The organism is Brevibacterium sp. VCM10 (assembly GCF_000583215.1).
GTDB lineage: Bacteria > Actinomycetota > Actinomycetes > Actinomycetales > Brevibacteriaceae > Brevibacterium > Brevibacterium linens.
The window spans coordinates 50,913-70,321 of record NZ_JAJB01000010.1; the positions used below are offsets into that span (position 1 = coordinate 50,913).

General features: G+C 65.3%; 24 protein-coding genes. 11 read left to right on the forward strand and 13 right to left on the reverse strand.

The window, feature by feature from the left end; genetic code table 11:
• Window positions 1-7 precede the first annotated feature (7 nt).
• Entirely contained in the window at window positions 8-778 is a 771-nt protein-coding gene (locus tag AD89_RS0102510) for an IclR family transcriptional regulator (RefSeq protein WP_025777033.1), read from the forward strand.
• A 31-nt stretch (window positions 779-809) separates the two neighbouring features.
• Here the strand turns inward: AD89_RS0102510 and AD89_RS0102515 are convergent, their stop codons facing one another.
• Complete coding sequence (locus AD89_RS0102515; protein ID WP_025777034.1) at window positions 810-1,196, reverse strand: DUF1304 domain-containing protein; 387 nt, start codon at window positions 1,194-1,196, stop codon at window positions 810-812.
• A complete protein-coding gene (locus tag AD89_RS0102520; RefSeq protein WP_025777035.1) occupies window positions 1,193-1,456 on the reverse strand; it encodes a DUF2277 domain-containing protein in 264 nt (87 codons plus the stop codon). Before AD89_RS0102520 ends, AD89_RS0102515 begins: the two co-directional genes overlap by 4 nt.
• 81 nt (window positions 1,457-1,537) lie before the next feature.
• On the opposite strand from AD89_RS0102520, the gene AD89_RS0102525 reads away from it, so the two are divergent.
• Window positions 1,538-2,269: a GTP pyrophosphokinase gene (locus AD89_RS0102525; RefSeq protein ID WP_035319707.1), complete on the forward strand. Its 732-nt coding sequence runs from the start codon at window positions 1,538-1,540 to the stop codon at window positions 2,267-2,269.
• A 4-nt stretch (window positions 2,270-2,273) separates the two neighbouring features.
• On the opposite strand, the gene AD89_RS0102530 is transcribed toward AD89_RS0102525, so the two are convergent.
• Window positions 2,274-2,837 (reverse strand): dihydrofolate reductase family protein, encoded by a 564-nt coding sequence (locus tag AD89_RS0102530; protein WP_025777037.1) that lies wholly within the window; start codon window positions 2,835-2,837, stop codon window positions 2,274-2,276.
• Between the two features lie 198 nt (window positions 2,838-3,035).
• Between AD89_RS0102530 and AD89_RS0102540 the strand changes: the two genes are divergently transcribed.
• On the forward strand, window positions 3,036-3,794 hold the full coding sequence (locus AD89_RS0102540; RefSeq protein WP_025777038.1) for an SDR family NAD(P)-dependent oxidoreductase: 759 nt from the start codon (window positions 3,036-3,038) through the stop codon (window positions 3,792-3,794).
• Between the two features lie 36 nt (window positions 3,795-3,830).
• Here the strand turns inward: AD89_RS0102540 and AD89_RS0102545 are convergent, their stop codons facing one another.
• Window positions 3,831-5,339, reverse strand: coding sequence for a multicopper oxidase family protein (locus AD89_RS0102545; protein WP_025777039.1), 1,509 nt, complete (start codon window positions 5,337-5,339; stop codon window positions 3,831-3,833).
• Window positions 5,336-5,734 (reverse strand): hypothetical protein, encoded by a 399-nt coding sequence (locus AD89_RS17970; protein WP_025777040.1) that lies wholly within the window; start codon window positions 5,732-5,734, stop codon window positions 5,336-5,338. Before AD89_RS17970 ends, AD89_RS0102545 begins: the two co-directional genes overlap by 4 nt.
• A 152-nt stretch (window positions 5,735-5,886) precedes the next feature.
• Here AD89_RS17970 and AD89_RS0102555 point away from each other — a divergent pair, with 152 nt between their 5' ends.
• The 3 genes from AD89_RS0102555 (at window position 5,887) to AD89_RS0102565 (ending at window position 8,112) form a co-directional block, all read left to right on the forward strand.
• Window positions 5,887-7,065, forward strand: a complete 1,179-nt coding sequence (locus AD89_RS0102555; RefSeq protein ID WP_025777041.1) for a sensor histidine kinase — start codon at window positions 5,887-5,889, stop codon at window positions 7,063-7,065.
• 5 nt (window positions 7,066-7,070) lie between these two features.
• Window positions 7,071-7,739: a response regulator gene (locus AD89_RS0102560; protein WP_025777042.1), complete on the forward strand. Its 669-nt coding sequence runs from the start codon at window positions 7,071-7,073 to the stop codon at window positions 7,737-7,739.
• Between the two features lie 121 nt (window positions 7,740-7,860).
• Entirely contained in the window at window positions 7,861-8,112 is a 252-nt protein-coding gene (locus tag AD89_RS0102565; RefSeq protein WP_025777043.1) for a hypothetical protein, read from the forward strand.
• 18 nt (window positions 8,113-8,130) lie between these two features.
• On the opposite strand, the gene AD89_RS0102570 is transcribed toward AD89_RS0102565, so the two are convergent.
• From AD89_RS0102570 to AD89_RS0102605, 8 genes are all read right to left on the reverse strand, one after another.
• Window positions 8,131-8,484: a VOC family protein gene (locus AD89_RS0102570; protein ID WP_025777044.1), complete on the reverse strand. Its 354-nt coding sequence runs from the start codon at window positions 8,482-8,484 to the stop codon at window positions 8,131-8,133.
• Between the two features lie 4 nt (window positions 8,485-8,488).
• Complete coding sequence (locus AD89_RS0102575; RefSeq protein ID WP_025777045.1) at window positions 8,489-9,022, reverse strand: O-acetyl-ADP-ribose deacetylase; 534 nt, start codon at window positions 9,020-9,022, stop codon at window positions 8,489-8,491.
• Window positions 9,023-9,113: 91 nt separating this feature from the next.
• A complete protein-coding gene (locus AD89_RS0102580; protein ID WP_025777046.1) occupies window positions 9,114-9,338 on the reverse strand; it encodes a sulfurtransferase TusA family protein in 225 nt (74 codons plus the stop codon).
• Entirely contained in the window at window positions 9,335-10,390 is a 1,056-nt protein-coding gene (locus AD89_RS0102585) for a YeeE/YedE family protein (protein ID WP_025777047.1), read from the reverse strand. The genes AD89_RS0102580 and AD89_RS0102585 overlap by 4 nt, the downstream gene beginning before the upstream one ends.
• A 92-nt stretch (window positions 10,391-10,482) precedes the next feature.
• Complete coding sequence (locus AD89_RS0102590; protein ID WP_155807356.1) at window positions 10,483-10,965, reverse strand: hypothetical protein; 483 nt, start codon at window positions 10,963-10,965, stop codon at window positions 10,483-10,485.
• Window positions 10,966-11,027: 62 nt separating this feature from the next.
• On the reverse strand, window positions 11,028-12,344 hold the full coding sequence (locus AD89_RS19555) for a signal peptidase I (protein ID WP_025777049.1): 1,317 nt from the start codon (window positions 12,342-12,344) through the stop codon (window positions 11,028-11,030).
• A gap of 2 nt (window positions 12,345-12,346) precedes the next feature.
• Window positions 12,347-13,072 (reverse strand): SipW-dependent-type signal peptide-containing protein, encoded by a 726-nt coding sequence (locus AD89_RS19840; protein WP_025777050.1) that lies wholly within the window; start codon window positions 13,070-13,072, stop codon window positions 12,347-12,349.
• A gap of 17 nt (window positions 13,073-13,089) precedes the next feature.
• Window positions 13,090-13,695 carry a SipW-dependent-type signal peptide-containing protein gene (locus AD89_RS0102605; RefSeq protein ID WP_025777051.1) on the reverse strand — a complete coding sequence of 202 codons (606 nt, stop codon included), beginning with the start codon at window positions 13,693-13,695 and terminating at the stop codon, window positions 13,090-13,092.
• Between the two features lie 297 nt (window positions 13,696-13,992).
• Between AD89_RS0102605 and AD89_RS0102610 the strand changes: the two genes are divergently transcribed.
• From AD89_RS0102610 to pcaDC, 5 genes are read left to right on the forward strand one after another with little or no spacing between them, the layout of a single operon-like run.
• Complete coding sequence (locus AD89_RS0102610; protein ID WP_025777052.1) at window positions 13,993-15,177, forward strand: 4-hydroxybenzoate 3-monooxygenase; 1,185 nt, start codon at window positions 13,993-13,995, stop codon at window positions 15,175-15,177.
• A gap of 56 nt (window positions 15,178-15,233) precedes the next feature.
• Entirely contained in the window at window positions 15,234-16,058 is an 825-nt protein-coding gene (gene pcaH, locus AD89_RS0102615; RefSeq protein WP_025777053.1) for a protocatechuate 3,4-dioxygenase subunit beta, read from the forward strand.
• The gene (gene pcaG / locus AD89_RS0102620) at window positions 16,051-16,635 is read left to right on the forward strand and encodes a protocatechuate 3,4-dioxygenase subunit alpha (protein ID WP_025777054.1); all 585 of its coding nucleotides are present in this window, start codon (window positions 16,051-16,053) and stop codon (window positions 16,633-16,635) included. The genes pcaH and pcaG overlap by 8 nt, the downstream gene beginning before the upstream one ends.
• A 6-nt stretch (window positions 16,636-16,641) precedes the next feature.
• Window positions 16,642-18,012, forward strand: a complete 1,371-nt coding sequence (locus AD89_RS0102625; RefSeq protein WP_025777055.1) for a lyase family protein — start codon at window positions 16,642-16,644, stop codon at window positions 18,010-18,012.
• A 44-nt stretch (window positions 18,013-18,056) separates the two neighbouring features.
• Window positions 18,057-19,376, forward strand: a complete 1,320-nt coding sequence (pcaDC, locus tag AD89_RS20625; protein WP_025777056.1) for a bifunctional 3-oxoadipate enol-lactonase/4-carboxymuconolactone decarboxylase PcaDC — start codon at window positions 18,057-18,059, stop codon at window positions 19,374-19,376.
• Window positions 19,377-19,409: the final 33 nt, after the last annotated feature.

Consider the following 19,409-nt stretch of genomic DNA (forward strand, 5'->3'; position numbering starts at 1 on the left):
CCGAGGCATGGCGAACTCTCCTTCCGGCGATTCGATGATCGACCGGCTCGTGCGTGTGCTCGCATCCTTCGACCCGGACCATCAGAGCCTGAGCACCGAGGAGATCGCAGAGCGTGCCGAACTGCCGAAGTCGACGGCGTACCGACTGATCGGTGAGATGATGCGTCACGACCTGCTCCAGCGCGACCCCACAGGGCGCATCCGGATCGGAGTCGGAATGTGGGAGCTGTCGAATCGTGCCTCGGATGCCGTCGATCTGGCTTCGGTGGCCAGACCGCACATGATGGGTGTGCATGAGTTCGTCGGTGAGAACACGCAGTTGGGCATCCTGCGGGAACGCGAGGTGCTCATCATCGAGCGCATGTCGGCGCCGAATGCGGTCATCCACCGGTCGAAGACCGCCGGTCGGCTGCCCGCTCATGCGTCCTCCTGTGGGCTCGTGCTTTTGGCCTACGCGCCGAAGCATCAACGGGAGGCATATCTGCGGGGACCGCTGGCCGCGATCACGGAGAAGACGACGACGGATCCTGCCTCATTGCGCACAATGCTCACCTCGATCCGGTCTCACCATTTCGCCCAACTGTCCGGCCATATCGATGAGGGCACGACAGGCATCACGGTTCCCGTCTTCGATGATGGCGGGGCCGCGATCGCCGGGCTCGGCGTCGTCATCGATTCGGAGCATCGGAAAGGTGTACCTGCGATCATGCGGGTCCTGCGGACCGCCTCGGCGAGGATCACGCAGGATCTTGCGGCCGATCGTCGCTTCGCCGACTGAGCAGGATCGCCACGACTCAGGTCACGACGACTCAGATCAGCACGCCGACGATCAGGCAGAGAATTCCCAGCAGCGGCAGTGTTCCCTGTTTGAGCGCCGAGGCGAGCAGCTCGCGGCTCGAGAGCGCGAGCACGAGGGCTGCGGCAACCATCGATCCGGCCCCGACGAAGACGAGGGTGAGTCCGACTTCGGCAGCGCCTGTGCCGAAGACGATGAGTCCGATGACTACGGCGAGGGCCAAGAAGAGGTTGTAGAAGCCTTGGTTGAAGGCCAGGGACTTCGTCGTCTCGGCCTCGGCTTCGGTGGTGCCGAAGGTGGCGCGGGCACGTGGACTCGTCCAGGCGATGGATTCCAGGTAGAAGATGAAGACGTGCAGGGCGGCGGCTAGGCCGGCGAGCACAAGTCCGGCGATCGTCATGCGCGGGCTGCGAATCTCGCTCGTCGCTTCTCCGCTTCCTCCTCTCGGTTCTTCGGCGGCGCGTTCGTCACCAGCGCATCGAGGAGATGCTGAGTGGTGTGCGCGATCTCCTCGACAGCAGTAGCGAAAGCCTCAGCATTGACCTGCGAGGGTTTCGTCGTGCCGGCGATCTTGCGCACGTACTGCAGGGCGGCGGCGTGGACTTCGTCGGAAGTGGCTGCGGGCTCGAAATTATGGAGGGTCCTGATGTTTCTGCACATGCTGAAACGGTACTCCCCGGCACTGACGCAGAACAGATCTTTCGCCGATACACTGAGGCCACAATGGAGATCGGGAGAGAGATGACGCCAGCAGAGACTGCTCTGACACCGCAGCAGATCGAGGGCATCCGTCAGCTGCGAATGGATTTCTCGAGGATGCTCATGCACCATCGCTTCGTCGTCGATGAGGTGCTCACGAAGCTGTCGATCCTCCGCGAGGAATCGGTCTATGCCCACAGCTACAACCCGATCGAGCACATCTCTTCGCGGGTGAAGTCACCGCGCAGCCTGCTGGAGAAGGTGCATCGTCGGGGTCTGCCGCTCGACACGGAAGTCATCCGCGAGAAGATCACGGACATCGCCGGCATCCGGATCACCTGCAGCTTCATCGCCGACACCTATCATGTGCTCGAGCTGCTCACCGCTCAGGACGACATCCGGGTCGCGGAGATCAAGGACTACATCGCCCGCCCGAAGTCCAACGGCTATCGCAGCCTGCACGCGATCCTCGAAGTGCCCGTATTCCTCCGCGGCGGACCGGTTCCAGTCATCTGCGAAGTGCAGATCAGGACGATCGCGATGGATTTCTGGGCCAGCCTCGAGCACAAGATCCACTACAAGTTCGACGGCGACGTCCCCGATCGCCTCATCGACGAACTCACCGAGGCGGCCGACGCCTCCGATCAGCTCGACCGGAGGATGGAGCAGCTCCACTCCGAGGTTCGTGAGGGCGCTCCCGACATCGATTCCGGGGAGGAATTCGACGAGGAGGCCCTGCGGATCCTTTGGGACCTCAGTCGGCGGGAGGGCTGAGCTCTCAGTCCCTCTTGGGCCGGTAGGTGCGGCCGAAGCTGCGCGGATTCGCCTCGTCGATCGCGGCGAGCTCCCAATCGAGGCGTCGCCCACCGGGGGCATCGAAGATCCGTGTTCCGTCACCGAGGAAGACCGGGGCGACGTAGACCTGGAGTTCGTCGATGAGGTCGACCTCGAGTGCCTGCCGGGCGATATCGGCGCTGATGATCTGGATGTCGCGGTCACCGGCGATCTGCTGGGCTTTCTCGACCGCCTCGGCGATGGTGCAGTTCATCGCGGTCACCGAGGCGTCATCGGCCAAATCCTCGGGACGATGAGTGAGGATGAACTCCGTCCCCGACCACGCACCTCCGTATGGCTCGGACGTCAGCTCATCGCGTTCGGCGGCCTGCGCCTTGGCCGCGTCGTAGCCGCTGCGGCCGGAGATGATGACGGCGACTTTCGACGCCATGTCCTCGGTGGTGCCTTCGGCGTTCGGCTCGGAGGCCGAGAGCCACGACATGTCATGGCCAGGCCCGGCGATGAACCCGTCGATCGAACACGTGAAACCCCATGCCACTTTTCCCATTACTCCCCCTCGAGCCGGCACCTATCCCCTGTAGTTGCAGAATGCAACCAGTGAATCATTGTTGCGCGGTTCGATCAATATCCGATGCGGCCGAACTGCTCGACATACAACGGAATGTTCTCTGACTCCTGCACGTTGTTCCTGATGAGGGCCGCATCAGCCAGGCCCTGAAGAATTTCGAGAAAGCAGGTCGTCATCATGGCAGATTTCACGAACAAGGTCGCTCTCGTCACCGGTGGAGGCTCCGGACTCGGAGAGGCGATCTCCAAGGACCTCGCTTCCAAGGGCGCGAAGGTGGTCATCACCGACATCAATGTCGACGCCGCGCAACGCGTCGCCGATGAGATCGCCGAAGCCGGAGGGACCGCCTCGGCGATCCAGCAGGACACGTCCTCGAAGGAGGATTCGGAGAAGGTCGTCAAGTTCGCCGTTGACACCTACGGTGGACTCAACTTCGCTGTGAATAACGCAGGCATCGGCGGCAAGCAGGTGCCAGTCGGCGAGACCGACCTCGACTCCTGGGACAAGGTCATCGACGTCAACCTCAACGGCGTGTTCTACGGCATGCGTTTCCAGATCCCGGCCATGCGCGAGTCCGGTGCGAAGGACTCCGCCATCGTCAATATGGCTTCGGTTCACGGAACCGTCGCCGCGATCAACAACGGCGCTTACACCGCAGCCAAGCACGGCGTCGTCGGCATCACGAAGAATGCCGCCGCCGAATACGGCACTGAAGGTCTGCGCATCAACGCAGTCGGCCCCGGCTACATCACGACTCCCCTGCTCGAATCGAGCCTGGACGCCGAAACTCTTGAAGGACTCAAGGCCAAGCACCCTCTCGGCCGCCTGGGCACCGCCGATGAAGTTGCAAAGGTCGTATCGTTCCTGCTCTCCGACGATGCCTCGTTCGTCACCGGCGCCTATTACCTCATTGACGGCGGCTACACCGCGGTGTGATCGCTCTGTCGATGACTCACGAGCACTGTCACCGCCTCAGTGCTCGTGACCGGCCCCGTCATGCCCGGCCGGCACCCCGACTTCTGCCTCCTGACCTCGCTCGATGACGACGAACTGGCCCATCATGCCCTCGTCCTCGTGCAGCAGCATGTGGCAGTGATACATGTACGGCATCGTCGGGTCGGCGAAGTCCTCGAATCGCATGAGCAGTCGGTAGTCGCGATTCGGTTCGAGGTAGATCGTGTCCTTCCTTCCGCTCATCTCCACCGGCGGCGTCTCCCCGTCGACCGAGAGCACCTCGAACTGCACGTCATGGATATGGAAGCTGTGAGGGATCGGCTGCTTGCTGCGCACCTCCCACACCTCGGTGTCACCGACATAGGCCACCTCGTCGATGCGGTTCATGTCCATCCGCTTGCCGTTGATCTCACGCTCCTCGAGTTCGAATTTTCGGGTCTTGGCAGCCTCGGACTCATCCAAAGCGTCCTCCTCAGCATGCGACGACGGCTCCCACGCTGGTTCGGGAGCAGACTTCAACTTCTCGGCCGCACGGAACTCGAGAACGTCGAAGGAATCATGTCCGCCCATCGTCGCCGGCACCGCCACCCCGCCGAGATCGACCTCGGCCGAGCGCATCCGCACCGTCTCACCCGCGGTGAAATCGACGACCACCTCGGCGCGCTCCCCCGGCGCCAACCTCAGCCGATCGATCTCTGCAGGTTCGTCGAGGAGTCCGCCGTCACCGGCGATGAGATCCATCGACCGATCGGGGAATTCGAAGGCGTACGTCCTCGCCGTCGATCCGTTGAGCAGGCGCAGCCGCACCTTCTCCGACGTCACCTCCTGCACCCCGCCGATCGTGCCGTTGACCATGACGGTGTCGCCGAGCATCCCGGGTTCGGCCCCGTCGTCGCTGAGCTCGAGCTCGCCGTCGTCGAAGGACTTGTCCTGCACGATGAGCGGGAGATCGTCGACGCCGTACTCGTGTGGCAGCTCGGCAGACCGGGTCGCGTCGTCGTCGAGGATGACCATCCCGGCCAGCCCTTTGTACACGTGGTCTTCGGTCTTCCCGTGGGGATGCGGGTGGTACCACAGGGTTGAGGCCTGCTGGTCGATCGTCCAGTGCGGTTTCCACGTCTGACCAGGCTCGATCATCTGGTGCGGACCTCCGTCCATCTCCGCCGGCAGATGCATCCCGTGCCAGTGCACGCTCGTCGGTTCGTCGAGGTCGTTCGCGACGTCGACGGCGACCTTCTCCCCGCGTTCGGCCCGCAGGGTGGGCCCGAGGAACTCCCCGTTGAACCCCCAGGTCTCCGTCGGCCCGTCCTGACCGGGAAACTCAGTCGACCCTTTCTGAGCGGTGAGGTCGAAGGTGCGCACTCCGTCTTTGACCGTCGATTCCGCCAACGGCGGGACGGCCAGTTCATTCGTGAACTCGGCCTCCGTCACCGAGGTGGTCGACACTCCGCAGCCAGCCAACCCGACCGCAACGACCAGTGTGACCGCCGTCCCGGCCGCGACCGAGGCGCGTCCGCGCCGTCTCATCGCTGCTCCCGCTTCCCAAGCATCGCCTGGATGCCGGCCGCAGCCAGCCCGGCAAGCGCGCCGACGCCGGCGCCCATCGCCACGCTGGGGATGAAGGCCATGAGCATGGAGGGGCCTGCGCCGGTCATTCCGGTACTGGCGAGCAGGCCTCCGAGGGCGAGGTTGAGGAACCCGTATGCGGCACCGCAGATCGTCAGAGTGAGCACGGGCCGGGCAACGCGGGCGAAGCCGACTGTCCCGATCCACACCGCTCCGGTGAGGCCGAGCAGGATGAGCGCGCGGACGGCACCGTCACCGAGGATGGGCCACAGTCCGGTCAGCGGCCACAGGAGTGCCAGAGAGGACAGACCGACGATTAGCGGCCAGGACAGGGGGCGTTTCGAATGTGTTGTCATACCCTCAACTCTTCCGGCCGGCCGGATCTGCCACATCGACACTGAGGCGTCAGTTCCTCCTGCCCCGAGGCGAGGTTCGAGTCGCCTGCAGGCGATCGCCGGATCGACGCCGAACGACTGCGGCGAACGCGTTTGCTCCGTAGTCTTGGACCATGGGTTCGGCAGATGCTGGTGAGACGGGCGAGGAGCGCGAGCGCCTCGAGCCGTGGCTGACCGATGCTTCTCTGGCGGTTGCGGTGACCCTGGTGATCTCGCTGGTCATCGCCGCCGATTCCGAGTCTTCCCCGCTGCCCGGCGTCGCCTGGGCCATCGGCTTCGGAGCTCTGCTGCTCCTGCGTCGCCGTCTGCCGCTGGCCGTGCTGGCTGTAACCGTGTTCGGGATCTTCGCCTACTACGCTCTGGACTTGCCGCCGATCGGCATGGTCCTCCCCGCTGTCGGCGCTCTCTACTCGACTGCCGAGGTGCGGCGCACCTCGTGGGCCGTGCTCGGCGCCGCGGTCCTTATCGCGGTGTCGACGTTCTACCGGTTCAATGACCTCGACCCGCGTGCCCACCTGACAGGGTTCGGCTTCGTCACCGAACTCGCCCTGGCGGCCGCCGCAATCGCGCTCGGCTCCGTGGTCCGTTTGGCCCGGGAGACCCGTGCGCAGTCGGCGCGCATCGCTGCCCTCACCTCGGCCGAGGAGTCCCGGGCCGCCGAGGCGCGGATGCACGCCGAACGGGTGCGCATCGCCCGCGACCTCCACGACACGATCGGCCACACCCTGTCCGTGGCTTCGCTGCACACCTCCGTGGCGGCTGAGGCCGTGGACTCGGACGACCGTGCGGCCGCACTCGAACGGGTGCGCGGTGCCACCTCGGAGGCCCTGCGGCAACTGCGTCGCACGGTCAGAGTCCTCCGCGAGGAGTCCGCGGGCGAGACCGACCCGGGTCCCGCCTCGGCGCTGGGGTTGGCTTCGATTTCTTCCGTCATCGAGGCGGCCCGCGCCGCCGGCCTCAACGTCACGATCGACCTCGACGTCGACCCCGGACGGCTGCCTCGGGCTGTCGACGCCGCGGCATTTCGGATCGTTCAGGAGTCGGTGACGAACGTGCTCCGCCATTCCGGGGCGAACGCGGCCCATGTCTCCGCGCATGTACGTGTCGACGAGCTCATCGTGCGCATCAACGATGACGGTCATGGCGGGTCCGCTGGTCCGCAGCCGGGCGCTGGCATCCGCGGGATGAGGGAACGGGCGGGACTGCTCGGTGGTCGCCTCGGTGTCGGGCCGAGCGACGAAGGGTTCACTGTGACCGCGCACCTGCCGATCGATGTCGAGGAGGAAACGTGACCGAGGTGATCCGCGTCGTCATCGTCGACGATCAGGAACTCGTTCGGGCCGGTCTGCGGCCCCTGGCCGAACGCGAGGGTGACATCACGGTCGTCGCCGAGGCGGCGAACGGAAGGTCAGGCCTGTCGCATGTGCGGGAGCTGCGCCCCGATGTCGTGCTCATGGACATCCGCATGCCCGTCATGGACGGGATCGAAGCGACGCGGGCCATCGTTGATGACGCTGCGTTGAACGGGGTCAGGGTGCTCATGCTCACCACCTTCGACGAGGACGAGAACGTCTTCGCCGCCATTCGGGCGGGAGCCGCCGGGTATCTGCTCAAGGACGTCTCCCCCGACGATCTGCGCTCCGCGATCCGCACGGTCGCCGCCGGTGATGCCCTGTTGTCTCCATCGGTGACCGCCGCGGTCATGCGGGCCGTTGCCGAGGGACATTCCCCCGATCCGGGCGGCCATGGACTCGATGAGCTCACGGAGCGGGAGGTCGAGGTCCTCAGCGGAATCGGGCGGGGGCTGACCAATGACGAGATCGCTGCCGAGCTCTTCCTCAGCCCCGCTACGGCTCGCACTTATGTCAGCCGTCTGCTCACTCGCCTCGATGCACGGGACCGCGCGGCTCTCATCGTGCTCGCCTACGAGACGGGGTTGGTCCGGCCCGGCGGCACCCCTCGCTGATCGGCGGCTGCTCCCATCGAACGTCCTCAGAGCACCCAGTGCACACTCTGGTTGCAGGCGTAGCGTGACAGGCACAGCCCAAAAGGTTTGGACCGTGGACGACAACACAAGGTGATCGACCATGAGCACGACACAGACCTATCAGCATCCGAAGACCCTGCCGGTAGTCCTCGGCAAGAGGGCAGCGCTGTTCCTCTTCATCGGCGTCCTCGGGTTCCTCTTCGTCAAGATCGTCGGCCCGATCCTGCAGTCCGGCCCCGAGTATGTCGTCGAGGCCGTCGTCTCCGGGATCCCGCTGCTCATCGCCGTCGGTTGTGCCGTCAGCGCGCTGGCGCTGGCGGTCGTACACAAAGTGCGGCACAGAGCAGCGTGAACACGGCCCCGCGCGGGATCACTCCGGATGCGCGACGATATTGAACACGTTGCCGTCGGGGGCGCGGACGAAGAACCGCCGCACTCCCCATTCTTCGTGAGTGAGCGGGTGGACGATCTCGATGCCCTGCTCCTGGGCTTCGGCGAAGGCAGCGTCGACGTCCTCGACGAGCACCGAGGCCACGGGACTCGTCTGCCCGGTCTCATCTTCGGTGAGCACCTGCACGCTGGCGCCGGTATCCGGGGAGGTGAAGCGTGCGACCCAGCCGAGGTTGAATTCCTCACTGCTCAGCCCGAGGAAGCCCGAATAGAACTCCCGCGCGGCGTCGATGTCGTCGACCGCGATGTCCGGGATGACTCTGTTGACCTTCATGGCATCACCACTGATCGTGGTCGAAGACCTGACAGAACACGCTCGTCATCTGATCGCTGAAGAGGACGAACTGGATCTCATCGATCGATTCCCAGCGCCCGCGGGATCGGCCGTCGACGATGACGCTGTGCGCCGCCTCGGCGACGTCTCTGGGTGACCAGCCGTAGACTCCGCCGCCGATCGCGGGGAACGCGATCGAGGTCGCACCGAGCTCCTCGGCGAGGCTGAGGCTCGATTCGAAACAGGACTCGAGGACCTCCGGGTCCGCCTCGCCCGCGTTCCGGTTCGGTCCGACCGTGTGGATGACCCAGCGGGCGGGCAGATCTCCCGCCGCGGTTGCCACGGCCTGGCCCGGCGGCAGACCGCGCACATGGGTCGACTGCCTGACCTCGCGGCAGGCTTCGAGCAGCGCGGGACCGGCCGCGCGGTGGATGGCTCCGTCGACCCCGCCGCCACCGAGCAGGGACGAATTCGCGGCGTTGACGATCGTGTCGACGGCCACCTCGGTGATATCGCCTTCGAGAACCGTGATCTTCATGTCTTGAGTCTAGACATCGGCACTGACAATGCACATCGGCCGGCGCAGCTTTTCAGCTGCGCCGGCCGATGTGGCTGGGTTCTTCCGTGAGTCAGGCCTTCTGGACGGTGATGGTCCAGCTGGCCTCGGTGACCCGGTCGAAGTGGGTGACGGGATAGCCGTTCTCGGCGGCCCACTGCGGGATCGCCTCGGTGGCCTGGGTGCAGTCGAAGTTGATGACGAGTTCGTCACCGGCGGTGAGACCGTTCATCGCCTCTTTGGCTTCGACGAGTGGGAAGGGGCAGACCTGGCCGTCGGTTTCGAGTACTTGCTTCATACTGTCCTGCTTTCTGCCGCAGGCGCTGCGACCTGCGACTGCTTCGGTTTGATGGTGGCCTTCGCCGCGATTCCGGCGCCGGCGATCATGAAGACCATGGACACCCAGCCCTGGTATTCGAATTGGGCGGTCGAGACCATGGCGTTGCCGACGGTGCAGCCGCCGGCGATGGCCGCGCCGACGCCCATACCGATTCCGCCGATGATCGACTTGATGATCGTGCCCTTGTCCGGCACGCGGACCCGGAACTCGCCGGAGGCCTTGGCGGCGATGAAGGAGCCGACGAGGATGCCGATGACGAGCATGACACCCCAGTCGATGAGCTGTGTGTCACCGGTGGTGAGGAACCCGGTGAGGTTCGCCGAGGGGGTGGTGATGCCCAGACCGGAGTTGCGGCCCGTGGCGGCAGAGAGCGGCCAGGCGATCGTGGCGATGATGCCGATGACCACGGCGGTGGCGAAGGGGTTCCAGCGCTTCTCGGTGAGCAGGTGCGCCAGGCCGGTCTTGCGCGGCGGCAGAGTAGCCATCGGAGCCTTGAGTTTGCGATTGTGATGGACGGCCAGCCAGATGGCGATCGCTGAGATGACGGCGACGAAGACCCAGGGGCTCAGCCCGGTGCTCGCCTGCAGGGTGCCGTTGTCCAGGGTGATCGAGCGGATTCCGTCGGTGAAGCCGGCGAGCGGGCCGAGCTTCATCACGGCGGAGAACAGCGCGTAGAAGATGAGGGCGAACCAGCTGCCGACGAGGCCCTCGCCGGCACGATAGTACGTGCCCGTCGCGCAGCCTCCGGCGAAGACGATGGAGAAGCCGAAGATCAGTCCGCCGACGATCGAGGCCAACCACGGGAACGGTGCGGCCTCAAGACTGATGACCCCGAAGCTGTTGAGCAGGAACAAGCCGATGGAGTGGACTGCGATGAGGACGATGAGGGCTGAGAACCAGCGCGTGTTCCCCGTCAGGGAGAGGTCGCGGAAGGCCCCGGTCACGCAGAAACGCCCACGCTGGAGGACGAATCCGAGGACGAGGCCGACGATGAGTCCGGTAATGATCATTGAGCTGCTTTCTGTTCACGGCAGGTTCGCGGACGAACACAACAGTGGCCCATTTTGCTCAACAATCGGAGGCGAGTCAACCGGGGAGGATGCTAGGAAGTCAGATTGCGACAGTTCCCGCCGATTCCGGCTATCAGTCCTGCATTGCTCGCCACAGCGGCGGCATCCGACTGCCAGCCGCTCTCGTGTTCAACGACGAAGGCGATCTCCAGCTCACTCCCCAGACCCAGCAGGCCGCCTAGGAGGTTGGTGGGCACGTCCGTCGTATATGTGCCATTGCCATTTGAGGTGGTGTTCCCGCTCAAGTTGAATCCGGCCAACGGCGCTAGGACTGATCCGAGTCCGCTCGTCGACGCTTTCACGACGATGTCGTCGAGCTGATAGCCATCGGGCAGCCGCCAGAAGATCCGCACGCGAGCACCCAGGCCGAGCACGCCGGGACGGAATTGGCAGTCTTGAGTCAGTTCCGGAGCAGGGATTTTTGCCGCGCTCAGATCCCCCTGGCTCGTCTTCGAATCAGTCCACCCTGCGAGCGTGCCGTTGACCGCGACCGGACCCGCGACGAGGGCGAGCAAGGCGACGACCCCCAACAACAGACGGGCTCGTTTCCATGATGGCCGCGGCGAAGTTCTGCCTGTCACGACACCCTCGCTTTCCGCGTTCTCGAGACGATTGCCGAACCAGTGACCACGAGCAGGAACGCAGCGAGCAGAATCCACTGCCAACCGTCGATTCCGGTCCGCGGGAGATCACCAGATTTGTCACCATCGGAATCAGAGTCAGAATCACCTGGCCCAGAAGGATCACTGGGGTCACCCGGATCTCCGGGCCCCGTCGAGACCTCGTCGCCAAGGCCTTCAGCGAGCACACGCACCCCCGCCGTGGAACCAGCAACCGCCTGAGCATCGGCCCCGGCGTCGAGAGTAGCGGTGACTTCGACTCGGCGAGAGTCCTCGCTGTCCATGTCCAACAGCTTGCGCCCTCCGTCGGCTGCGGACTCCAATTCGCTGAGCAACATCCCGCTGGCCAGCAGTTCCGAGCCGGTCGGACACGGGGCTTCCGCTTCGGTCATCTTGCATGACCGCACGTCGATGAACAGCGAATCGGCCAAAGCCTCAGTCGACACTCCAGACCCGATCGAGACCGTTATATTTCCGGCTTCGGGAGCATCAGCCCAGATATCGACCGTCCATTTCGCCGATGCCCCTGGCCCGAGATTGCGCATCTTCTCGGCATCGCCGAAATCACGCATACGCAGGATGTCGTCCGTCGTTTCTGCCGACGCGGACACGTCATGGTCCGCACCTGCGCCGGGGACATCCTCGGCGAACGATGCCTCCGGCACTGCGTGCCCTCCGACGGCCACGGCCATCACCACCGGCAGCGCGACCGCGTGCCGCGGTGACCGCGCACGAGGGCGGGCTGCCTCGGCGAGGGCGTCATCGTCGTCCTCATCGCGCCGCGGCCAGAAGGCCCACACGACGAGGAGGCTCGCCGCGATCGTGATTCCGCCGAGCAGGAACGGATTGCGCCACTGCTGGAGGATCGGAGCAATCCCGGGAACGGAGAACATCACCGTCCGGATGGTCTCGGCAGTGTAGGGGTCAGGGTCGTTCTCGGCGTTCGCGTCGCCCTTCATCTCAAAGGTCACGGCACCGGTGGAGTCGTCACTGCTCTGGATCTCGGTGACACGGTGGGTCACCGGCAGGACCTTCTCACCGCGATCGACGGTAACGATGTCACCGACCTTCATGTCCATTGCGGGGATCTCACGAACAAGAGAGACCGATCCGGCCGGGATCGTCGGACTCATCGACCCGGTTTTGAACATGATGATCGACACGTTGAACACGAAGCTGAGGATGACGAGCACGATGCAGACCACGCCGAGAACCGCGAGGATGTTGAGCACAGCCCCGCCCAGCCATGAACCCACGCTGTTCTTCGCCGCCATGGTCAGTTCTCCGGCGCGACGGACTCGGCGTCGAACGTCCAGGTGTTCGAGGCCGACGAACCTTGTGCAGCGCTCGGGGTGTCGTCCGCGAGGGTGACTTCGAAGCAATAGACCCTCGTCGGCCCTGCCTGGCCAGCCACTTTCACCTCTGAGATATCGTTCTGCGCAGCCGTTGTGTTCAGCCGCAACCCCGAAGCGTTCTGAGCCCCGAAGACGTACGTCGCTTCACCGTCGAACGCAGACTCGCCACAGTCAAACTGTTCCGGATAGCCGTCAGAATCCGACTTCGTCACTGCGCGGTACAAGAGGTGATCAACAATGCCGTCAGCGTCCCCTGTGGCCCCGTCGTTAGTGACGGTCAAGTTCCCGTCAAAAGTTGTCGTCGTGGTCGTTTTCACCAGCACCGGAAGATACGTCTTCTGCCCGGGGAACATATTGCTGACGTCAAACTTCGCCTCACTGGTATCGGCCCATTCGCCGTCAACCGAGAGTTCGATATTGAATCGTCCGGCCCCGAACGAACCTGAAGCTTCCTCGGAGTCAGTCCACGCGGCGACCGTGTCCGTCGCGCCCACGCCGAAGACGAGGCCGCCAGCGAGAATCGCTTTGATGCGGCGGCCTCGCAGCTGCTGTCGCTGACGCATCTGCCGTCGACTGACCGGGCGGGCGTCCTCAGACACCCGCCGGGACGAGAAGAATTTAAGCAGCGTCGGCAGAAGCGACCTCATCGATCAGCTCAGCGTCGTCATTCAGCCGAGGTCGCGGTGAACTCCCACTGCGCAGTGGTGTTCTGCCCCTGCTCCAGCGAGTCACCGGCAGTGACCTGGAAGCACAGAGTGACCGGGTCGCCGGTCGCATTGTCTGCGCCCGCGGTGAGGTTGAAATCAGCAGCTCCCGTGGTCGAGTCCAGCGCCGTTCCCTCGGGCACAATCGAAGTACCCTCTGCGGTGGCCGAGCAGTCCCCTACCGAGGCGACCTGAACGATCGCGTAGGTCAGCGCCGCAGCGTTGTCCCCGCCACCTGCCGCCGAGGTGAGAGCGACGGTCGCGTCGTAGCTCGTCGGCCCGTCAAGCTGGAGCACGAAAGGTGCCGCCACGGTTTCGCCGGGCGACATGTTGGTACCACCGTCGAGGTCGAAGGTCAATGCCGCAGCACCGTCACTGCTCTCATGATCGGCGAAGTCGGTTCCGTTGGTGCTGCCCTGAACGTTGAACGAGCCGGCACCGAATGTGCCTTCAGCCCACTCATCGTCGGTCCAGGCCGCCAGCGTCACGGCAGCGCCGACGCCGAGGACGATGCCACCGGCGAGGATGGCTTTGAACTTGCGCGAACGCGTCTTGGTTGTCGTCACAATGACTCCTCATCTGCGGCGCATCAGCGCCTCTGTTCTGCGGCGCACCGGCACCAAGGTCACAAAGAAGTGAATCGGGGAATGACTTCATTGTGACTGCTGCATTACTTTAAAGACACTTTTAGACACCACTTCTGTGATCTGTTATTAAATGGTTACCAAGAGGCCGCCTCGGCGCTCTCAGCCCACCCCACCGCACCTCCAGAAGCACCTCACTCTCATTCATTGAGAACGCCATCGCTTCGTGTCCGTGACTCGGCGCACACTGTTGAGAAGACAGAAGGCAAGGAGGCCAAGGTGGCACAACTTCAGACAGACGTTGCGATCGTCGGAGCCGGACCCGCAGGACTCATGCTCGCGCATCTGCTGCACAATGCAGGCATCGAATCCGTCGTCATCGACAACCGCAGCCGCGACGACATCGCCCACACCCACCGCGCCGGCATCCTCGAAGCAGGATCGGTGCGCATGCTCGAGGCCGCAGGCGTCGAATCCCGTGTCCACAGTCACGGGCACCGCCACGACGGCATCGACATCCGAGTCAACGGCACCTCGAACCACTTCGACTTCCCCGAACTCGTCGGCGAATCCGTCTGGCTCTACCCCCAGAACGAGATCTTCGTCGACCTCTCCGCCGCCCGCGAACGGACCGGTCGCCCTACTTATTACTCGGTCACGGACACCCGCCTCGGCGATGTCGAAACCGACCGCCCGTGGGTCACTGCCACCACCGAGGGCGGCGATGAACTGCGCATCGACGCCCGCTACGTCGTCGGCGCCGACGGCTCCCGCGGACCGTGCCGCTCGATGATCCCCGACGGCACCCGGCAGCGCTACTTCCACGAGTACCCGTTCGCCTGGTTCGGTATCCTCTGCGAAGCCCCGCCCAGCCACGAAGTCCTCATCTACTCCCGCTCCGAACGCGGCTTCGCACTCATCTCCCAGCGCTCCGACAATGTCCAGCGCATGTACTTCCAGGCCTCCCCCGACACCGACGTGGCCGAATGGTCCGATGACCGCATCTGGACCGAACTCCAGGCCCGCGTCGACGGCCCCGACGGCTTCGAGCTCAAGACCGGGCCGATCTTCGACAAGACCGTGCTTCCCTTCCGTTCGGCCGTGACCGAGCCGATGCAGCACGGTTCGATGTTCCTCGCCGGCGACAGCGCCCACACCGTCCCACCGACAGGAGCGAAGGGTCTCAACCTCGCCTTCGCCGACGTCGCGGTGCTCGCACCCGCTCTCATCACGGCGCTCAAGGACTCCGACGCCGAGGCGCTGGCCGGCTATTCGCAGACCGCGACCAAACGCGTGTGGAAGGCTCAGAACTTCTCGTACCAGATGACACGGATGCTCCACACCGACCCGACTCAGGATGCCTTCGAAACGAAGCGCAGCCTCGGCGAGCTCCGGTCCATCCTCGAATCCGACCACGGTCGCCGCTACCTCGCCGAGTGCTACACCGGCTGGCCTCACGGCTGAGCCGCCACGACCCCACCACGATGTCAACCGACGAAGAGACGAAGAAAGGTTCGACGATGAGTCAGCACCAGTCCTCGGACACCGACGATCAGACCGTGAAAGGCCCCGACGACGCCGCCGAATCCCAGGCGACACTGTCTGCCGAGATCGACGGCATCGAAGCGCAGTACAAGAATGATGTCGCCGACGGCAAGAAGCCCGAGACCCAGCCGCGCCTGGACTACCGGCCCTACCGGTCATCGATCCTGCGCCACCCGACGAAAGATCCCCGCCACACCGACCCCGAGACGATCGAGCTCTTCTCCCCCGCCTTCGGGCACCGGGACATCGGCACCCTCGAATCCGACCTGACGATCCAGGCCGACGGCGAACCCATCGGCGAGCGCATCCGCGTCACCGGTCGGGTCCTCGACGGCGAAGGACGCCCCGTGCGGGGTCAGCTCGTCGAGATCTGGCAGGCAAATTCGGCCGGACGCTATATCCACAAACGCGACCAGCACCCGGCCCCGATCGACCCGAACTTCACCGGCGTCGGCCGCACCCTGACCGGCGACGACGGCTCCTACTCGTTCACGACGATCAAACCGGGCCCCTACCCGTGGAAGAACCACCACAACGCCTGGCGACCGGCCCACATCCACTTCTCGCTGTTCGGGTCCGAGTTCACACAGCGGATGATCACCCAGATGTACTTCCCCGGGGATCCGCTCTTCGCCCTCGACCCGATCTACCAGTCGATCACCGATCAAAAGGCCCGCGACCGCCTCGTGGCGACCTATGACCACAACATCACCGAGCACGAATTCCTCATGGGCTACAACTGGGACATCGTGCTCACCGGCGCCAACCGGACCTGGATGGAAGAAGAGGACGATGACTGACACCCCCACGCCCCCTGATCTCACGCCGACCCCGGGCCAGACCGTCGGCCCGTTCTACGGCTACGCGCTGCCCTTCGAGCACGATAATGAGCTCGTCCCGCCAGGCTCGGCTCGCGCCGTGCAGCTGACAGGAACCGTCTATGACGGAGCCGGTGACCCGGTCCCCGATGCCATTCTTGAGATCTGGCAGCCCGATGAGCACGGCGCTGTCCCCCGCGAGACGGGATCGCTGCGCCGCAACGGCTTCACCTTCACCGGCTTCGGCCGCGCCGCCGTCGACCCGGAAGGCGAGTTCAGCTTCTCCACGGTCGATCCCGGCCCCACCCAGGCGGGCAAGGCACCCTTCATCAGCGTCGTCATCTTCGCCCGCGGGCTGCTCAACCGACTGTTCACCCGCATCTACCTGCCCGAGGACACCGCGGCCCTGACCGCCGACCCGCTCCTGTCCTCGCTCGACGACGACGAGCGCTCCCGCCTCATCGCCACTCGAGGGGCTGACGGATCGCTGCACTTCGACATACGGTTGCAGGGTGAGGAGGAAACCCCCTTCCTCCGTTTTCCCAGCCACGAGGACTGACGCGACATGACCGACACCGCCCACACCCGGTTCCTCTTCGCCCCCGGCGATCTGCGCGGATCCGAAGCCATCGACGACGCCGCGTTCATCACTGCGATCGGCCAGGTCGAGACCGCATGGATCGTCGCGCAGGGACGGGTGGGGCTGGTGTCGTCGGAGATCCGCGCCGAGGTGGCCGCCGCCATCGATGCCACGATCCGCACGCTCACGGACGATCACACCGAGCTCGAGTCCCTCGGTGAGGCCGCCGAATCCGGCGGCAACCCGCTCATCCCGTTCCTCGCGCTCGTCCGCTCCCGACTCTCCCCCGAAGCCTCACGCTGCCTGCACCGGGGGCTGACCAGCCAAGACGTCATCGATACAGCGATCGGTCTGCTCGTCTCCCGCGTCGTACGGCAGATGCAGGCCAGGCTCGAAGTCATCGGCGCCTCCCTCGTCGAACTCTCCGACACACACGCGAAGACCCTGTGCCTGGCCCGCACTCTCACGCAGCCGGCGCTGCCGACGACCTTCGGACTCAAGGCCGCAGCCTGGGCCGCGGAGGTCAATGAAGTCCAAGGCCAGGCACCTTACGTCGACTATGTGCAGGTCGGCGGGGCCGCCGGCACCCGTGCCGCGATCCGCTGGTTCGCCGGCGACTCCACCGACTCCCTGCTGCGCGAATTCCACGTGCAGATGGTCGGCCCCGATGCGGCGCTCGCCCAGATCCCCGTCCCCTGGCACACCGATCGCGTCCGCATCCTCTCCTGGGGCTCCCACCTGGCCCAATGCGTCACAGTCGGGGCCTCCATCGCGCGCGACGTCCTCATCGGCGTGCGCCCCGAGATCGGTGAGCTGTCCCTGACGTCGACCGGCGGATCCTCGACGATGCCGCACAAGTCGAACCCCACCTCGGCGGTGCTGCTCCACCGCAACGGAATGCGCGTCCCCGGATCGCTGTCGACGCTGACCACGGCCGCCGCCGAAGCCATCGAAGAACGCTCCGACGGCGCTTGGCATGCCGAATGGCCGGCTCTGTCCGAGCTCATGACCCTGGCGATCTCCTCGCTCATCATGCTCGACGAGATGGTCGCGGGCCTGCGCGTCAATGCTGAGGCCATGCGCGCGAACCTCGATGCCTCGTCCCCTGGGATCTACGGGGAGAAGCTCGGCATCGTCTTCGGCGACCGGATCGGCAAAGACGCCCGGGCAGCCATCATCGCCCCCGGATCCGACCCCGTCGCCGCACTCCGAGCCGAGATCGGCGACGATGACGGTATCGAGGGCTTCTTCACCCCCGAGTCCTACCTCGGTGAGGCCGAGGACATCCGCCGGTCCATCCTGGCGACCATCAACAGCTCCGGACCGCAGGAGATCGACCTGCCGCCCTTTGACTGACACCCGCATTTCGACTTGAGAACCGACCGAAGAAAGTGACACCCATGGACCTCACCGCATCCGTTCTTGCCGCCCCCGCCGCCCCTGCCGATGACGCCCGGGTGCTCGTCGTCCTGCCTTCCCTGGGCACGTCCGCGGCCGCCCTGTGGCAGCAGGCCGCCACCGAGCTCTCCGCGCTCAGCCCGGAGACGACGGTCATCGGCATCGACCTGCCCGGCCATGGTCACTCGGCTCCGATCGATGTCCCCGCGGGGACGTCGGTGGCCCCACGGATCACGATGTCCGACCTCGCCGAAGCGGTCCTGGCCACCTTGGATCGGGTCCTTCCCGATGTGGCCGGGCCCGGCGCTCCCGTCGACCTCGCCGGTGATTCGATCGGCGGCGCCACCGCCCTGCAGCTGGCACTCGACCACGGCGACCGCTTCGGCCGCATCGCCGTCTTCTGCACGGGCGCGAAGATCGGTGAGGCCTCGGCCTGGGAGGAACGCGCCCAGACGGTGGCGACCTCGGGCACCCCGACGCAGGTCATCGGTTCGGCCCAGCGGTGGTTCGGGGAAGGGTTCATGGACCGGGAACCGGATGCCTCGGCTGCACTCCTCCACTCGCTGCAGGACGCTGACCGCTTCTCCTATGCCTCTCTCTGCTATGCGTTGGCCGACTTCGATGTCCGCGCGCGCCTGTCCGAGATCTCGCGTCCCCTGCTGGCCGTCGCCGGTTCACAGGATCAGCCGACTCCGGCGACGAAGCTCGCCGAGATCGCAAACGGAGTTCCCGGTGCCCTCCTCGAAGTCATCGACGGCGCCGCCCACCTCGTCCCGGCCGAGGCTCCGGTCGTGACCGCGGGCCTGCTCGCTGATTTCCTGCAGGGCAAGGGCCTCGGCGCAGGGGCCGGCGGCACCGGCGGTGCGGGCGCAACTGCCGCGGCCGATTCGGAAGCCGACCTGCCCACGGCGTCCGGTCCGCGAGAGGCCAGCCGTGACCAGGTGCGCGAGGCCGGAATGACTGTGCGGCGGCAGGTGCTCTCCGATGCCCATGTCGACCGCGCGAATGCGAAGGTCGATGACTTCACGAGCGACTTCCAGGACCTCATCACCCGCTACGCCTGGGGAGAGATCTGGACCCGGCCGGGCCTCGAGAGGCGCATGCGCTCGGCGATCACGCTCACGGCGATGATCGCCGGAGGCCACGAAGCCGAACTGGCGATGCACGTCAAGGCCGCGCTGCGCAATGGACTCACCCGCGACGAGATCAAGGAGGTTCTCCTCCAGTCGGCGATCTACTGCTCCGTGCCGAGCGCGAACACCGCTTTCTCCGTCGCCTCTCGGGCCCTGGCCGAATACGAAGCCGAGGAGAACGCGGACTGAGGCTGTTCGAATCGTCACATTGCGTCCTCAGGA

Coding starts and splice junctions, on each gene's coding strand:
- AD89_RS0102510 (WP_025777033.1), top strand. CDS start 8: ATGGCGAACTCTCCTTCCGGCGATTCGATGATCGACCGGCTCGTGCGT.
- AD89_RS0102515 (WP_025777034.1), bottom strand. CDS start 1,196: ATGACGATCGCCGGACTTGTGCTCGCCGGCCTAGCCGCCGCCCTGCAC.
- AD89_RS0102520 (WP_025777035.1), bottom strand. CDS start 1,456: ATGTGCAGAAACATCAGGACCCTCCATAATTTCGAGCCCGCAGCCACT.
- AD89_RS0102525 (WP_035319707.1), top strand. CDS start 1,538: ATGACGCCAGCAGAGACTGCTCTGACACCGCAGCAGATCGAGGGCATC.
- AD89_RS0102530 (WP_025777037.1), bottom strand. CDS start 2,837: ATGGGAAAAGTGGCATGGGGTTTCACGTGTTCGATCGACGGGTTCATC.
- AD89_RS0102540 (WP_025777038.1), top strand. CDS start 3,036: ATGGCAGATTTCACGAACAAGGTCGCTCTCGTCACCGGTGGAGGCTCC.
- AD89_RS0102545 (WP_025777039.1), bottom strand. CDS start 5,339: ATGAGACGGCGCGGACGCGCCTCGGTCGCGGCCGGGACGGCGGTCACA.
- AD89_RS17970 (WP_025777040.1), bottom strand. CDS start 5,734: ATGACAACACATTCGAAACGCCCCCTGTCCTGGCCGCTAATCGTCGGT.
- AD89_RS0102555 (WP_025777041.1), top strand. CDS start 5,887: ATGGGTTCGGCAGATGCTGGTGAGACGGGCGAGGAGCGCGAGCGCCTC.
- AD89_RS0102565 (WP_025777043.1), top strand. CDS start 7,861: ATGAGCACGACACAGACCTATCAGCATCCGAAGACCCTGCCGGTAGTC.
- AD89_RS0102570 (WP_025777044.1), bottom strand. CDS start 8,484: ATGAAGGTCAACAGAGTCATCCCGGACATCGCGGTCGACGACATCGAC.
- AD89_RS0102575 (WP_025777045.1), bottom strand. CDS start 9,022: ATGAAGATCACGGTTCTCGAAGGCGATATCACCGAGGTGGCCGTCGAC.
- AD89_RS0102580 (WP_025777046.1), bottom strand. CDS start 9,338: ATGAAGCAAGTACTCGAAACCGACGGCCAGGTCTGCCCCTTCCCACTC.
- AD89_RS0102585 (WP_025777047.1), bottom strand. CDS start 10,390: ATGATCATTACCGGACTCATCGTCGGCCTCGTCCTCGGATTCGTCCTC.
- AD89_RS19555 (WP_025777049.1), bottom strand. CDS start 12,344: ATGGCGGCGAAGAACAGCGTGGGTTCATGGCTGGGCGGGGCTGTGCTC.
- AD89_RS19840 (WP_025777050.1), bottom strand. CDS start 13,072: ATGAGGTCGCTTCTGCCGACGCTGCTTAAATTCTTCTCGTCCCGGCGG.
- pcaH (WP_025777053.1), top strand. CDS start 15,234: ATGAGTCAGCACCAGTCCTCGGACACCGACGATCAGACCGTGAAAGGC.
- pcaG (WP_025777054.1), top strand. CDS start 16,051: ATGACTGACACCCCCACGCCCCCTGATCTCACGCCGACCCCGGGCCAG.
- AD89_RS0102625 (WP_025777055.1), top strand. CDS start 16,642: ATGACCGACACCGCCCACACCCGGTTCCTCTTCGCCCCCGGCGATCTG.
- pcaDC (WP_025777056.1), top strand. CDS start 18,057: ATGGACCTCACCGCATCCGTTCTTGCCGCCCCCGCCGCCCCTGCCGAT.